The sequence below is a fragment of the Fibrobacter sp. UWB10 genome (assembly GCF_900182935.1).
Lineage (GTDB): Bacteria > Fibrobacterota > Fibrobacteria > Fibrobacterales > Fibrobacteraceae > Fibrobacter > Fibrobacter succinogenes_O.
Map to the genome: position 1 here is coordinate 70,333 of NZ_FXUE01000006.1, position 15,812 is coordinate 86,144.

At 47.0% G+C, this 15,812-nt stretch carries 13 protein-coding genes; 7 read left to right on the plus strand and 6 right to left on the minus strand.

Annotated features, from left to right (window positions below):
- Positions 1-14 precede the first annotated feature (14 nt).
- The 5 genes from QOL41_RS12870 to QOL41_RS12890 all read left to right on the plus strand — a co-directional run bounded on the left by QOL41_RS12870 (position 15) and on the right by QOL41_RS12890 (position 7,019).
- Positions 15-2,789: a CotH kinase family protein gene (locus tag QOL41_RS12870; RefSeq protein ID WP_283430082.1), complete on the plus strand. Its 2,775-nt coding sequence runs from the start codon at positions 15-17 to the stop codon at positions 2,787-2,789.
- Positions 2,790-2,939: 150 nt separating this feature from the next.
- Positions 2,940-4,310, plus strand: coding sequence for a nucleotide sugar dehydrogenase (locus QOL41_RS12875; RefSeq protein ID WP_283430083.1), 1,371 nt, complete (start codon positions 2,940-2,942; stop codon positions 4,308-4,310).
- Between the two features lie 6 nt (positions 4,311-4,316).
- Positions 4,317-5,168 carry a LicD family protein gene (locus tag QOL41_RS12880; protein ID WP_283430084.1) on the plus strand — a complete coding sequence of 284 codons (852 nt, stop codon included), beginning with the start codon at positions 4,317-4,319 and terminating at the stop codon, positions 5,166-5,168.
- Positions 5,168-6,004, plus strand: coding sequence for a LicD family protein (locus QOL41_RS12885; protein WP_283430085.1), 837 nt, complete (start codon positions 5,168-5,170; stop codon positions 6,002-6,004). The genes QOL41_RS12880 and QOL41_RS12885 overlap by 1 nt, the downstream gene beginning before the upstream one ends.
- Complete coding sequence (locus QOL41_RS12890) at positions 5,988-7,019, plus strand: glycosyltransferase family 2 protein (protein WP_283430086.1); 1,032 nt, start codon at positions 5,988-5,990, stop codon at positions 7,017-7,019. Before QOL41_RS12885 ends, QOL41_RS12890 begins: the two co-directional genes overlap by 17 nt.
- Here QOL41_RS12890 and QOL41_RS12895 read toward each other — a convergent pair.
- The 5 genes from QOL41_RS12895 to QOL41_RS12915 form a co-directional block, all read right to left on the minus strand.
- Positions 6,960-8,273, minus strand: a complete 1,314-nt coding sequence (locus QOL41_RS12895; protein ID WP_283430087.1) for an O-antigen ligase family protein — start codon at positions 8,271-8,273, stop codon at positions 6,960-6,962. The genes QOL41_RS12890 and QOL41_RS12895 overlap by 60 nt on opposite strands.
- 83 nt (positions 8,274-8,356) lie before the next feature.
- A complete protein-coding gene (locus tag QOL41_RS12900; protein ID WP_283430088.1) occupies positions 8,357-8,752 on the minus strand; it encodes an adenylyltransferase/cytidyltransferase family protein in 396 nt (131 codons plus the stop codon).
- A gap of 21 nt (positions 8,753-8,773) precedes the next feature.
- The gene (locus tag QOL41_RS12905) at positions 8,774-9,634 is read right to left on the minus strand and encodes an endonuclease/exonuclease/phosphatase family protein (RefSeq protein ID WP_283430089.1); all 861 of its coding nucleotides are present in this window, start codon (positions 9,632-9,634) and stop codon (positions 8,774-8,776) included.
- A gap of 9 nt (positions 9,635-9,643) precedes the next feature.
- Positions 9,644-10,906: a hypothetical protein gene (locus QOL41_RS12910; protein ID WP_283430090.1), complete on the minus strand. Its 1,263-nt coding sequence runs from the start codon at positions 10,904-10,906 to the stop codon at positions 9,644-9,646.
- A gap of 12 nt (positions 10,907-10,918) precedes the next feature.
- A complete protein-coding gene (locus QOL41_RS12915; RefSeq protein ID WP_283430091.1) occupies positions 10,919-11,815 on the minus strand; it encodes a glycosyltransferase in 897 nt (298 codons plus the stop codon).
- 44 nt (positions 11,816-11,859) lie between these two features.
- Between QOL41_RS12915 and QOL41_RS12920 the strand changes: the two genes are divergently transcribed.
- Together QOL41_RS12920 and QOL41_RS12925 are read left to right on the plus strand one after the other, a co-directional pair.
- Positions 11,860-13,104, plus strand: a complete 1,245-nt coding sequence (locus QOL41_RS12920) for a CDP-glycerol glycerophosphotransferase family protein (RefSeq protein WP_283430092.1) — start codon at positions 11,860-11,862, stop codon at positions 13,102-13,104.
- Between the two features lie 43 nt (positions 13,105-13,147).
- On the plus strand, positions 13,148-14,227 hold the full coding sequence (locus QOL41_RS12925; protein WP_283430093.1) for an NAD-dependent epimerase/dehydratase family protein: 1,080 nt from the start codon (positions 13,148-13,150) through the stop codon (positions 14,225-14,227).
- A 5-nt stretch (positions 14,228-14,232) separates the two neighbouring features.
- On the opposite strand, the gene QOL41_RS12930 is transcribed toward QOL41_RS12925, so the two are convergent.
- The gene (locus QOL41_RS12930; RefSeq protein WP_283430094.1) at positions 14,233-15,774 is read right to left on the minus strand and encodes a lipopolysaccharide biosynthesis protein; all 1,542 of its coding nucleotides are present in this window, start codon (positions 15,772-15,774) and stop codon (positions 14,233-14,235) included.
- Positions 15,775-15,812 lie beyond the last annotated feature (38 nt).

The window sequence follows — 15,812 nt, forward strand, 5'->3', positions numbered from 1 at the left end:
GGGATGTTTGTGCAATGAGGGGCTTTTTTGCCGTTTGGGTTGCGTTGCTTGCGCTGTGTTTTGCAGCGTGTTCCGATAATGATTCCAGTTCCTCAAAAGATTCCGAACAAGAAACACCTGCTGATAGTGTGATTGATGCCGACGCGAAACTTCCGTTTGTGGGTGGCCCCGTTATCTTTACCGAGGTTGATCCGATTAACATTGTCTATGAAGATCATGAAGGCGGCGATGCTGGCTGGGTGGAACTTTTCAATACTTCGGCCGATACGGTAGATTTGTCGGGAATGTACTTGACTGATTCAAAAACGGAGCCGTTCAAGTGGAAATTCGGAAACGTAAAACTTGCTCCGAGTACGTTCTTGCTTGTGTTTATGTCGGGCAAGAACTATCCTGACTATCAGCTGCCGCATGATTCGCTGAATATGATTGGCCCCGGTTGCTGGACATGGACCGATTCGCAGAATGATCCGCCGGGAGAAAGCTATGCTGATCCTTTGCCCGGTCAGAAAAAGAACTGCTTTAAGGAAGATGCCGTAAGACGTTTTGGTTCTGTGATGAAGCTTGGCGAGAATGAAGATTTGGGCTGGTCTTCGATTGCGGTATTCGTGGGTACCGGAAGTTCTGATAAAGAAGATGTACTCGATATCTCGGCGGCGAATGAAATCTTGATGCAGGCCTACATTACTAAGGACCGCAAGGTGTCTTTTAGACTCACGCAGCCCGATATTGACGACTGGAAAGGTTACGAAATCGTGTTTACGGGTACGGGCGATTCTTCGACGGTTTACCGCGCGACTCTCCCGACAGGGACGACTTTCCCGGACCTCAAGAATATTTACGGCACGCGCATGAGCCCCGAGGCGAATGAATCGCAAGAAGTAACGGTTAAGGTGTTTAGCTATATCGCTCGCAACCGTGGGCATGAACCGCATGCGGGTTTCAAGATTTCTGAGGCGGGTGGGCGCTTGTATTTGGTGAATGCTGATACGGCGATTGTAGATTCTATTGCATACCCAGAAATGTCTGTAGGGAAAACTTGGAGTTTCGGCACGCTTGCCGACGGTACGATGGGCTTTGGCTTTGGCGACGCTTCGCCCTATGGCCTTGTGACGCAACCGGTGGTGCAGTCGCGCTCGCCGGCGCTCGATACTTTGGCCGAAATTCCGCCGTCTGGTTTTTACGATATGCCGTTTGCGATTGCTTTGCCTGAGGGTGCGAATGTGCGCTGCGAAAAGGGTGGTTTTGCGCCTACGGTGGATTCTCCGTTGGCTATTTCGCTTGCGGTGGATTCTTCGATGACGATTCGCTGTGCTGCGTTTGATGCGGGAAAACTCCCGGGTGAAGAAATGGTGCGCACGTATGTCTTGGGCGAAAAGCATTCCTTGCCGGTGGTGTTCTTGACGACGGATCCGAATTCGCTTTTTGATCCCGATTCGGGCATATACATGGAAGGAAATTTCGCGCAGAGCAAGGCTCCACATTACGGCGCGAATTACTGGCTCGATAAGGAAATCCCCGTGACGGTAGAATTCATGGAGCCGGGTGTGAATGCGCCTGCTTTCGTGAAGCACGCGGGCCTCAAGATTTTTGGAAATTACAGCCGCCAGAATGACAAGAAATCGGTCGCGATTACTTTCCGCGAAAAGTATGGCGACAAGCGTTTGCGCTACAGCCTGTTCCCGGATTTTCCGGAGCTGAACAAATTCAAGGTCTTTATTCTGCGCAATAACGGAAGCAATTTCGGCAATGACTACATTCGCGATCGCTTGGCAAGTTCGATTAGCGAAGGCTTAGGTGTGGATTACCAGCGCGGGCGATTTGCGGTGGTGTACTATAACGGCGAATACTATGGTATTCATAGCATTCGTGAGCGCTCGACAGAATATTACTTTGAAACGCATTACGGCTTGAATCCCGACGATATCGATTTGCTTAAGGCGGATAATTCCGTGTCGGCAGGATCCGCTGTCGATTACGTGGCGCTGATGGATTGGCTTGAATCGAACAGCCTTGAAAGCGAAGAGAATTATGCCTATGTGGCTTCGCAAATTGATGTTGACAACTTTATCAATTATATGCAGACTGAAATGTATGCGAATAACCGCGACTGGCCGGGCAACAACCTGAAAAAGTGGCGCAGCAACAATCCGAAAACGCCGTGGAAATGGTTCCTGTACGATATGGATTTCGGAATGGGGAATGGTTATAGCGAATACACGAATAATATCTTTGAATTTGCTGCGGCAGAAGATGGCGAATCTTGGCCGAACGGCCCTGAATACACACTGCTTTTTAGGCGTTTGCTTGAAAATTCGGGATTTCGTGCGGCATTTGTGAACCGTATGGCGGTGCTGTTGCAAATGAATTTCTCGAGTGAGCGTGTGCTTGCGCGCATTGAGCGCATGACGAATGAAATTGAATCGGAAATTCCGCGCGATCAAAAACGGTGGAAGTTGAGCTCTTCGAGAATGGAGCGCCAACTTGAGGAAATTAAGGATTTTGCGCAGGAGCGCCCGGGCGTTGTGTACGATGAACTGCGCGAATATTTTGAATTGGGTAGCCCGATTGCGTTGTCACTTTCGGTAAGCGGACCGGGTATAATAAACGTTCATGGTCTGAAAATAGATTCGTATCCGCTGACGGTCAATTTCTTTGAAGGGCTCCCCGTGATGCTGGAAGCTGTGCCGACAAATGGTGGCGTTTGGGCTGGTTGGAGTGATGGGGTGATGGAGCAGGCGCGTTATGTGTCCCCGGGAGAGGTGGAAAGCCTGACCGCCGTTTTCAAGTGAGTTTCTTTAACTCAATTTTACATGACTTTCCACTGCGAACACCCCGTGAACGGAAAGTTCTAATATAAACCTTACGAACGTGCTCATCGGGGTTTTCTTTAGTTATAATCTAGGTCAGAAATTCGGTATTTTGCTAAATTTGGGCACATTATGAGTTACAATACCAAGATTCTTTGCATTGGCGCGGGCTATGTCGGTGGCCCCACTATGACTGTTATTGCCGACAAGTGCCCCGATGTGAAAGTGACTGTGGTTGATATCAACCAGGCCCGTATTGACGCTTGGAATAGCGACAACCTCCCGATTTTTGAACCTGGCCTCGATGACGTGGTGAAGCGCGCCCGCGGCCGTAACCTCTTCTTTAGCACCGACATTCCCTCTGCCATCAAGGAAGCGGACATTATTTTTGTTTCTGTGAATACCCCGACCAAGACGTTTGGCCACGGTGCCGGCAAGGCTTCTGACCTGCAGTATTGGGAAAAGACCGCCCGCAATATCTTGGAAATCGCCGACGAAGGCAAGATTATTGTGGAAAAGTCGACGCTCCCGGTGCGTACCGCTGCCGCCATGGAACGAATCTTGAACTCTAACGACAAGGGCCTGCACTTTGAAGTGCTTTCTAACCCGGAATTCTTGGCCGAAGGTACCGCTATTAACGACCTTTTTGAACCGGACCGCGTGCTCATCGGTTCTCACCAGACGGAATCGGGCCTTGCCGCCTGCCAGAAGCTGGTGGATGTGTATGCCCACTGGGTGCCGCGCGAACGCATTCTCACGACGAATCTTTGGAGTTCCGAACTCACGAAGCTGACTGCAAACGCCTTCTTGGCTCAGCGCATTAGCTCCATCAACTCGATTAGCGCCCTTTGCGAAAAGACCGGCGCCGATGTGGATGAAGTGGCATTCGTGATGGGTAAGGACCGCCGTATCGGTCCCAAGTTCCTCAAGGCCTCTATCGGCTTTGGTGGTTCTTGCTTTAAGAAAGATATTTTGAACCTCGTGTACCTGTGTGGTTACTACGGTCTTCCCGAAGTGGCTGCTTACTGGGAATCGGTGGTGAAAATCAATGAATGGCAGACCCACCGCGTGGTGGACCGCATGCTCGAGACCATGTTCAACACGATTGCAAGCAAGAAGATTGCCGTGTTCGGTTTCGCTTTCAAGGCAAATACCGGCGACACTCGCGAAAGCCCTGCAAATCTTGTTGTGCGTGACCTGCTTGCTGAACATGCACTGCCGGTTGTTACCGATCCGAAGGCTATTCCTGATGCCAAGCGCGATTTGAAGGACGTGCTTGACCAGGTTCAGTTCGAGGAGGATCCGTACAAGGCTGCCGAAGGCGCTCACGCCGTGGTGGTCTGCACGGAATGGAAGTGCTTTGCTGAACTGGATTGGAACCGCATTTACAAGGGTATGGCCAAGCCTGCCTTCGTATTTGACGGCCGCAACATCCTGGATGCAGACGCTTTGAAGAAGATCGGTTTCGAAGTTTCAAGTATTGGTAAGGGGAAAGCGGAGTAAAGTAAAATGGGGTTCGATTCAAAAACAGGACGTCCTGTGCCGCTATCTAGGGCGCAGGTGCCTATTTTGAAAATCTTTAAGGAAATAAAGCCGGTTCTTGAGGCGAATTCGATTCCGTACTATTTGTTGGGCGGAACCTTGCTGGGTGCTGTCCGGCATAAGGGATTCATTCCTTGGGATGACGATATCGACATTGGCATCGTCCGTGAAGACTACGAACGTTTCTTGAGGCTTGTGCCGAAGATTCTTCCGAAGCATTTGGAATTGCGCTCGTACCGCGATAAGTCCGACCACCATTATTATTTCTCGAGAATTGTAGACACCCGCTACGAGATGAACCGTAACGGAAGTCTGGTCTCTAGAACAGAAAATCTCTGGGTTGATATTTTCCCCCTCGATGGCATGCCGAACAATTGGTTTGTACGCAAGATTCATATGCTGGAACTGTTGTGGCTCCGCTTGCGTTACCATGTGGCCTGCTTTGACAAAGTCAACCTGAACCGCCCGAATAGGCCGCTGTCCGAACGAATCGTGATTGCGCTTGTTAAGGACTTGGGCGTTAACGGCCATAAGAACTACAAGAAGTGGTTGATCAAGCTTGATTTAGTGCTTCGCCGCTATAAGGTACAGAATTCGAACTGGATTGTGAACTTTATGGGACAGTACAAGTTCAAGGAAATGTTCCCGAAGTCCTACTACGGCAAGGGTAAACTTTATCAGTTCGAAGACATGCAACTGATGGGCCCCGAAGATGCCGACAAGGTTCTTACGCAAATGTACGGTGACTACATGAAGGAACCGGAAGATTGCGACAAGAACGTGCATGACGCTCAACTTGTTGAGCAACAGGCGTATTAATGGACGAATCCCTGCGCGCATTGCAACTGAAGGAACTGGACTTGCTGAAATATTTCCAGCAAGTCTGCAAAGACAATCATATTGAATACTATGCCTTGGGCGGAACACTGCTGGGTGCGGTACGCCATAAGGGTTTTATTCCTTGGGATGACGATATCGATGTCGGCATTCCGCGTCCGGATTACGAACGCCTTTGCAAGATTCTTGAAGAAAAGTCCGGTACTGGGAAAATCAAGTTCCGTTCTTATAAAAATACCCAAGATTACATTCGTTACTTTGGTCGTATTGAAGACGAAAGTATGAAAATCGTTCGCCATGACAACATCAAGGTCGAAGAGGCTTTTGCCTGGATAGACTTGTTCCCGCTGGATGCCATGCCGAACAACGCCCTGCTGCGTAAGCTGAAGGTTTTTTACGTTCTCTTTTTGCGTGCGATATACCGCTTTTCTTGCTTTGATCGCTTGGTGAATGTGAACAAGAAAGGGCGTCCTTTGCACGAACGTGTTCTGGTTTGGGTTGGACTCCATACCCCAATTCAGAAATTCTTTGATACTAAGAAATGCCTAGCCCGCTTGGAACGCGCGCTGACGGCGACTCCGTACGAAAAGTCGGACTACCTGGTGAATGCCATGGGCGCCTACAAGTTCCGCGAGATGTTCCATAAGAAGTATTACGGCAAGGGGCGTATGTACCCCTTCGAAGATACCGAAATTTGTGGCCCCGAAGATTATGACTTTGTCTGTACGCAACTTTATGGCGACTACATGACGCCGCCGAAGGTTGATGACCGCAATCACCATGGTTTGCAGGCTGTAAGTAATGCTTCCGAAGATTAGTGTTGTCATTCCGGTTTATAATTCCGCAAAATATTTGCGTGATTGTCTAGACAGCGTGCTTGCTCAGTCTTTTTCGGATTGGGAAGTGGTGGCTGTCGATGACGGAAGTCCGGATGATTCTCCTGCAATTCTCGATGAATACGCTGCGAAAGACGCCCGCATCAAGGTGATTCACAAGGCAAATGGTGGTGTGTCGGCGGCCCGCAACGACGGCCTTGTTGTGGCTGCTGGCGAATACGTGCTGTTCGTGGATTCAGATGATTATCTGGAACAAGATGCGCTGCGCATTGCTTATGAAGAAGCGACTCGCGTGAATGCCGATGTCGTAATTGGCGATTACTTTGCGGTAAGCTCTAAGGGCCGTCGCCGTTACCACTTTTTCTCTGAAAATTTTGTCGCAAGCGAACGTACTTTGATTGAAAAGCTGCAGCAAACGATGCTGTATAGCGGTTATTCGCCGTATTTTTCGAATTCATGCGGCTACCTGTTTGGTGCGCAGTGGACAAAACTTTTCCGCCGTAGCATGCTTGTTGAAAATGCAGTGCACTTTCCGACCTCGATCAGCCTGTTCGAAGATGGCATATTCGGGCTGACCGCGTTTGAACATTCAAAAGTGATTTCGTATTTGAGTGTCCCGTTCTATAACTATCGCGTTCTGGAAACGTCTCTTTGCCATTCTTACAAGTACAACAATATTGACTTGTACAAGCGCATTTCTTCGGAAGTCTGTTCGCTGGCAGAACGTTTTGCTAAAGGGCCTGATTTTTACGATGCTTACGAAACCCGCTTTATTTATTATGCCAAAAAGCAGGTGGGACAAATATTCGCAAGCAATATGGGATTTTGGAACAAATATCGTGAATGCAAGAAATTGCTCACGAATGAATTCTACGTTCCGTTCTTAAAGAAGATTGCGGTCAAGCCTTTAGTCATGAATGAAAGGCTTTTTGGTCGCTTAGTTAGATTCAAGCTGTATTTGCTTTTGTCCGTCTTGATGCAGGTCCGCAGAGGGTAATGCGTTAGCGTCCTCTTCGTCTTCTTGCTTTTCTTTTTCTTGAACGAAGTTGCCTAATTGCAACCCAAGAATCGAGAACAAGAATGCAGAACTATTGCCGATTGAACCCGACAGCGTTAGGAACAGGATGCCTGCACCCACGATAATGAAGGCGTCATCTCGTTCGCTGAATCTGTTGCGGTACCTGTAGAAAAGCCAGAATATCCAGAACAGTAGCAGGTAATAGCTAATCAGCCCGACGAAGCCGCGGTCGATGAGTAGTGTGAATACGACAGATTCAAGGCCGCCCATGTCCGTTCCTGAACTGTCTTCGACACGCATCTGTCCGGCATCGTTTTCTTCGAACAGGTTATGCGAGGCGTATTTGTTGCCGTTTCCCCAAATGGGGGACTTGTCGATAGTGACGATTGAAAAAATGAGCTGCTGAGTTCTTAAGTCAATCGAAGAACCTCGCCCCTGCCCGCCTTTGAAATTGTCGGCAATGACCCCAAGAATTGCGGTGAAAGAAAGGATGATCAAACCGATGGTGGCAATTTTGACGAGTATGCTGAATCGGTCGGCAATGTACAGGGCGACGCCAATCAAGGTGCAGAATAAAGCTGTTCGGGAACCGCACATGACTATGTTGACGGCAAGGAGCCCGAGAATCAGCAACAACTTGGAAAACGGAATGACTTTTTTCTTTATATAGGGAAGGTAGAAAAGGAACATGGTCATCAGGAATGTTCCGAAGGCGGTCGGGTGCTTTGTTGTAAAGCAGGTGCGGATTCGCCAGCTTTGACCGAGCGAGATGTCGGAATTCAAATTGTACAGACCGTTGTAATGCGGGAACGCCGAATTGATAAACTTGTAAGGATAGTTGGCGTTGAGCAACCCTTCGATAATACCGAAAAAGCAACAGATGACAATGAATGGATAAATCGATTTGGCGAATTCGTGAATGTCGTTGTTCTTGCCGACGATGTATGCTGCAATAAGGTAGCCGAATGTGTCTACGATATCGCGAACGCCGTAGTACATGTCGATAGAGAGTAGTCCACCATTGAAAAGGGCTGTGCAAGTGTAGCTTGCGACAGAAAGCCCCAGGGGGATTACTAACGGGTTCCTGAATACGCCGCGAAAAAATTCTTCGCGATTCTTTAGACATTCTATCGCGAGAAATGTATAAAGAATAATGTGTTGGGGCGAAATAGAGGGGTTCTTAACGAAAAGGCAAACGTTAGGAAATAAGAGCGTTCCTGCGAAAAATGCCATAAACCTTTTTTGGGAATCTCCATAGTAGATGATTCCTAGGATTCCGAAAAAAAGGAGTAGGACGAGGATGCTCATGTTCGAGCCTATTTTTTCAGAATCTTCTTGATGTCAGTCGTGCTTACACCAGGCGTTCTAGGCAGGTAGATGACGTCGCAATAATCTTTAAGAAAATCGAATTTGCCAGTCCAATCGTCGCCCATGACAAACAGGTCGCAGTGGTTTTCCTTGACGTCGTTTATCTTTTGGTCCCAATTGTCTTCGCGGATGACCTTTGTGACGCAGGCAAGCGATTCGATGATTTCGGCACGTTCTGCAAACGGAATGACACAGGTTTTACCCTTGATAGAATTAAACTCGTCCGAAGATACGGCGACATAGAGTTCATCGGCCAAGGCTGCAACGCGTTTTAATAGACGGAGGTGCCCTACGTGAAATAGGTCGAATGTTCCGTAGGTTATTGCTCGCTTGTACTTTTTCATATTCTGAAATATAGAAATTATTTAAGGTTGTTTTATAGCGGGTAATTCAAATACCATCATGATTGGCGAATGATCGGAGGGGTAACGATAGGTTTCCCCGTCAAAATACATTTCGTTGAGAACCCCATAACGGTATACGGGAATTCGAGAGTCCACAAAAATGTGGTCGAGGTCCCATTTGCTGTCGCGAGTGGGGTCAAAATGATTGAAGCTCTTTTTTACGATATGAGTGAATTGTGCGACATCCTTTGCATCTTTGATGCCGGGTATTGACATGAGAATTTCATAGGGAACGGAACCTTCGACGGAGTTGAAATCTCCAGAGATTATGTAGGGCGAGCTCTGGGCTATGGAAGGAATCCATTGGTATATGATTTTGGCGCCTTCGTTTTTGGCAACTTTTCCACGATGGTCAAAGTGCGTGTTGAATACAAAAAAGGTCGTGCTGTCTTTTTGCAATTTGGCCCAAAGGCAGAATCGCTTGTGCATTGAATCCCAGCTTTTGCTTTTTTTCTCGGGTGTCAGCGATAAATAAAACTTGCCTTTATCTAAAAGCTTAAACTTGTCCTTCTTGATAAGAATGGGATTGTGTTCCGTAGAATCGATTTCAATGAAGGCGTAGTCTTTCAATAGAGGGGCAAGGTCGTCGCGTTTTCCGGCAGCGCCTTCTTGCATGGCAACGATGTCGAAATCGTAAAATCGGATGACGTTGGCTATTGGCTCGAATCTTTTTTTCCAAGCGTTCCCGTTTTTAACATCGTCGTCGCTTTGCCACCGGATGTTCCATGAAGCGAAGGTGATCTTTTCCTGATTTTGAGCAAGGCTGATTCCTGTTCCTAGAAACAGCAGACAACTCAAAAGGAATACAGAAAATGGTTTCATGAAAATGTCCTAGCCGAAAGCTTTTTCGAGAATGTTCATGATGTTCTGGGCGAATGAAATTCCGTTGGGCGGATTCAGTTGCTCTTTGATGAACTTCTGACGTACATCGCGTTTGGTGTCGGCTCCGGCTTTGCCAGCGACCATTTGAAGGAATTCGTCGATGCTGAAATCGCTTTGCGTGTAGTTGGCCTCCATAGAAGCCTTCCCGAAGTTGCAAAGGATGTCGTCGCGCTGGTTGCCGATGTAGAGTACGGGCTTGTCGACATAAAGGTATTCTACCGTGAACGAACCGCAGTCATGAATCAATGCATCAGATGTCTTGAACAAATCGATATAGTCGTTGTCGAACAAGAATGTGTTCGACGCGACATTCCATGCTGCAAAGTAGGTGTCGGTGCGGGCTTTGCCCCAATCGGGGTGACGGTAGAGGTGTTCCTTGAGATGCGGGTGCGGCTTGAATGCAAACTGGAATTCCGGGTTTTTGCGAGCGCGATCAAGCATGGATTCTGCGTGGGCTAGGAATGTACCGCAGTCGGCCAGGTCATCGCTCAATACGGAATGGTGTACGCCCCATACGATTCGCTTGATTTTAGGATCCTTGATTTTCCAGGGATCGCTTGCAGCGGGTGTTGCAAACTTGTCGGCGAGAGGATAGCCTACAACTTCGACATTCTTGCCTCGGATCAAGGAAATCTGTTCGGCATTCTTTTTGTGCAGTTCCGAAGGGTAGAAAAGTTTCCAAGCCAAATTGTGCACTTGGGCGTCGTATGCCCACTTGTAGTTTGAAATAAAGAAGGCGTAAGGAACGTAGCAGATGAGCTTGTCCAAGAAATTGTAGGCGCGAAGTTCTTCGGTAATGCTGTTCTTGTATGGCTGCGCGTAAAAGAGAATGTCGGGGTCGGTTCCTTGGAGCGTTTCTATAACCGGGAATCCCTTTTCTCCAAAATACTTAGTCATCTTGTCGTGATGCATCTGCTGAATTTCGAGCGTGTCTTGCGGACGCTTGGTCAGCAGTACGACCGGCTTGAAATGCGAACTTTTTTGCATGAGTTCGAAAAGGTTGTCGTATTTCCAGAAAGAAACAGACATAGCCATGAAAACGACATTGACCTTCTGGTTCTGCTGGATTTTGGCGCGAACTTTAGCAACGGCCTTCTTTTCGCGGCTTCTTTTGCCGGCTAAAAGAAGACGGTCTTTGATGCGAAGCGAATTTTGCAGGTTCTTGAGAGGAGCTGGAATCAGACTGTACAATTTTTTAACGGAAAGCTTCATGAAAAGCGGCCTTTACCATTCAAGGTAAATCTTGGAGTCGGTGGTATAGATTGCTTTGTAGTGCGGGAGCCTGAAAAAGAAATTCTTGAATTTTCTGGTGCGGGCAAGTCTTCGAGTATAATATTTCTTGACCGAATTCAAGAACTTTTTTTGATCGGCGGTTAAGTTGTCAATTCGTTCAAGAATCGCTTCGCGCCAGAAAGCTCTGTCGGCAAGTCGAGGGGCCTCGCGGTAATGAATGGGACCCAATTTTTTCCATTCCAGAGGCTTTGAAGAATTACTGTTGTGGCGCCTGTGCTGCGTGATAATCTGTTTTGTGTAAATAAGCCCGTCTACAAAGGGGGCGAGGGCGGCAAACCAGGCGTCGTGATATTTGGCCTTTTCGGGAATGGGGAGTGCTTTTTCAAGAAAATTCTTGCGTATAAGCATTGAGGCGCCTTGAAAGCAACTGCTGTTGAAGTACACTCGGTAGGCAACTTCGAGATTTGCGGCCGGAGGAATTTCGAGACAGTCGGCGTCGCTCAAAGTCATGCCTAAAGATTCTCCCGAACTTCCAATCAGGTTTGCATCTCCGCAGGCAATGCTGTGGTTTCCGATGGTGTCCAAAAGAATTTGCAAGTGGTTCAGCTCCCAAATGTCATCTTGGTCGGAAAGGGCGATGTATTCGCCTTGGCAAAGCCTGATTGCCTTTTCAAAATTTTTCTTGAAACCCAGATTTTCTTCGTTGCGGAATGGTTTGATACGAGAATCTTCGGTGGCGTTCTTCTGGATAATTTCCCAAGTGTCGTCCGAAGAATGGTCGTCGCAGATAATGATTTCGATATCTTTGTAAGATTGGTTTCGAATGGAATCCAACTGTAATTGGAGGTATTTTGCCCCGTTGTAAGTTGCCATTGCAATTGAAATCATGTGCGAAAAGTCCTTGAGAATGCTAAGGAAAAAAATAGAATTTTATGAAGGCTGGGAAAAGCCGACTTTTAAATAGAGCTATATTTGAATTGAAAAAATGGAGCGTTGAATTGAAACTCAAAGACCGCCTAAGAGAAATCCTATTTTACTGTTTCAGAATCTTCCCTGTCCAAAAGAAGAAGGTGCTTTTTGATAACTTTATAGGCCGCGGTTACGGTTGCAATCCCAAATATATTGCCCGGGCCCTCAAGCAAATTGACCCGACCCTAGATATAGTCTGGCTTGCCCGAAAGGAACTTATGAAGTGTGATCGCGAGGGCGGTCGCAATGTTAAACTGGGCTCCCTGCGTTCGGTGTATGAACAGGCGACGGCGAAAGTATGGGTGGCCAATAACCGCCAAAAGGAATATGTCCGCAAAAGGGCGAATCAGGTGTATTTGCAGACATGGCATGGCGCCATTGGAATCAAGAAATGCGAAGGCGATATGGGCGATTTGGTGAATGCAGATTGGAAACGCTGTGCCATCAATGATTCTCGCATGATTGACATGATGATTTCTAACAGCAAGTTCTGCACCGATGTCTACAAGCGTGCTTTCTGGTATAATGGACCTGTTTGGGAGGTTGGATACCCGCGTAATGACTTGATGCTGAATCCGAATGAAGGCGTTTTCGAGAAAGTTCGGAAATCTCTGAATCTGGCTTCGGATGTCAAACTGTTCCTGTATGCTCCGACTTTCCGCAAGGTTCGTACGGACTGGCAAAGCGATAGCCTGGATTTGGAAAAAGTGCTTGCAGCGCTTGAAAAAAAAATTGGCGGAAATTGGGTCTGCCTTTTGAGATTGCATCCGTTTGCCATCAAGGCGAACGAAGGCCGTATTCAGTTCTCGGACCGTGTGGTTAATGCATCTAAGTACGAAGATATGCAAGAATTAATGTGCGCTGCCGATGTGTTGTGCACGGATTATTCTTCGTGCATTTTTGACTTTATTCTTTCGCGTAAGCCTGCTTTGATGTATGCGCCGGATATGGAACATTACTTGCAGGAACGTTCCTTCCATTTTGACCCGTACAAGTTGCCGTTTAGTTGCTCCCTTAGTAATGACGAAATCGTGAAGGCGATTGATTCGTTTGACGATGCCGCCTACCAGAAGGCAATTGATGCCTTTATTGAACGCGAACAGGTGATTGAAAAGGGCTGCGCCTCGCAAAAGGTGGCTGAACTTGTCGCAAGCATTTGTGTTGAAAAGCCCATCGACCCTGCGACTCTTGGTCGCGTAGTGCGGTAATCGTTTTTGTTGATTAAAAGTATAATTGATAAGGAGACCATGTATGACTGAAATTGAATCTTCTTATGATTCTTTTTTGCAGAGGGATGTTGAATTTATTTCGAATAGCTCTTGTGTCCCTTGGGAAGATTTTCGTTCCAAGTCTGTTTTGGTGACTGGTGCGACAGGACTCATTGGCTCCTTAATTGTTCTGGCTCTTGCTTGTCGTAATAGGTTGTTTAATCAAGAAATCAAGATTAAGGCGCTCGCTCGCAACAAGAAAAAGGCTGAACGCGTATTCGAAAGCCTTCTCGGTCGACCCGGATTCGAAATTGTCGAAGGTGATGTGAACGCTTCTATTGAAGGCGCCGGCGAAGTGGACTACATCATTCATACGGCAAGTGCGACTAGCTCGAAGTATTTCGTGACGAATCCTGTAGAAACCATCGCGACGGCAATCGACGGCACCCGCAACGTGCTGGAACTTGCACGCCGTTGCAAGGTGAAAGGTTTCCTTTACCTATCCTCGCTTGAAGTCTACGGCGTTCCAGCCGAAGGCCATGTCAATATGCTGGAATCTGAAGCGGGCTACATTGATTCGATGAAGGTTCGTAGCTGTTATTCCGAAGGCAAGCGCATGGTAGAATGTCTTTGTGCCTCTTACGCCTCGGAATATGGCGTTCCGGTAAAAGTTGCTCGTCTTGGACAAACTTTTGGTGCGGGCGTTCCCTATGAGGACAATCGAGTTTTTGCACAATTTTCTCGCAGCGCGATTGAAGGCGTAGATATCGTTCTCAAAACGAAGGGTGAAACGCTCCGTAACTATTGCTATACGGCAGATGCCGTGACGGCCTTGTTGACGATTCTTGCAAAGGGAAATGTTTCTGAGGCTTATAACGTAGCTAACAAAAATACGGCCATCACGATTGCTGATATGGCGCAACTTGTGTGTCGCAAATTTTCCAATGGCAAAAGCAATGTCGTCTTTGATATTGCCGAAGATTGCGCAAAGTTGGGCTACAATCCGGTTGTGAAAATATGTTTAGATACGAACAAGTTGGAAAATCTTGGTTGGAAAGCGGAGTACGACTTGGAACAAATGTTTGAGCGTACAATAGAAAGTATGAAGCTAAAACAGCCGTAAGTACATTATCGGTGGAATCTTTGGGCTATTTTGTTGTATAGCCTTGCAATTCCTTTGCGGTCATTTTTATTCAATATAATCGCATAACCGATAATAAAACCGAATAGGCAACAGGCGACAATACTTGTTGCAAGAATCGGCCAGCTGATATGTGAAATTTGGTTTTTCAGAATAAATAGCGGGACAATCAAGACGGCGAATGCGATGCCGCTACGTAGCATTCCTAAGTATAGAGCCTTTGCCTTGATTTTGATGCATTTGGCGCCATAAATGGGCAGGAATATAAGAGCCTTAGACAGGCTGAAGAATGAGCCCGTTCCTGCAATCAAAAGCATGTGCGTCAGAGAGCTTTCGGTAATGTTAATCCCAATGACAACGGTTGCAAATGTAGCCGTATAAATAACAAGGTTGAACAAGGCGTTCGCTTTGAGCTTGTTTGTTAAGGGGAAAATGTTGTATATGGGCTGTAACGGCATGGCCAAGGGCAATTCAAGGCAACCTGCTGCGGTCAACAAGTACAACAATTTGGCGTCTTGAGAAGGTAGCCACAATTGATAAAACCAGTCGCAGAAAACAAAAATGAATGCTGTCGGAATAAAGCTGATGAAACCAAAAATTCTAAGGGACTGCTCAATGCTTTTGTGTAATTCGTCAAAGTTGTTCTGGGCATAAAGTTTTGTCCAAGGCGGGGCGAAAATGGAATTGATTCGTTCAAAAAGGGTGAGCGTCAGCGTCGGGATTCTTTTAATGATGGCGAGAATACCCATCTCGGTTGGGCCAATCAACAGGTTCGCAATTAGAAGGTCGAAACCATGTTGCAATAGTCCGCTTAATCTAGATACAATATTCCAGATGCCTGCAGAAAGCAACTCCTTGATTGCTTTGGTGTCAAAATATTTGAGCCCGATGATAAGATCCGGCGTAAGTCTGCGCCGGAAATGAATGTTGGTTATGATAATGTAGATTGTGCTGATGACTGTTGCAAGGCCGATGTACCAGACGGCCGGGTCGAAAAAGTAAAAGATTCCTACGAGAAGAATAGCCTTGAGGGCGTTTGCGATAATGGTTCTTGTTGAAGAAAGGTCTAGACGGTTGCGGATGAAGGTGCAGACGTTATAGACGTTGAATATGATGCTGATGAAAAAGTTGAGGAATATGCATCCGAAAAGGACTTTCACATCGTACAGGTTGTTGGCAGGAATGTCGATGATGTGTTCTAGCTTGTATAGTACGGCAAGCCCTATGATGCTGATGAATGCAACGAGAATGATGTTAGAGTAAAATACGGAACTGAAGTATTTTCGGGCTTTTTCAATATCGTTTTGGTGAACGCTAATAGTTATAAATCGTCCGGCCATGGAATTCAAGGCGATGGTTGCGATTTGAGCGTAGCTTACAAAGTTGCTTGCAAGACCAACGAAACCATACGCGGCGGCACCCAAACGGCTAACAATGTAGGGCGTCAGGAAAAAGGTAATTCCTATACTTACAAGAAATGAAAATACCTGAGCGATGCCGTTGATTGCAAATTTCTTTTTGGATTCCATTGTCCGCAAAAATAGCATTTTTTTATATTTAGGTTAAA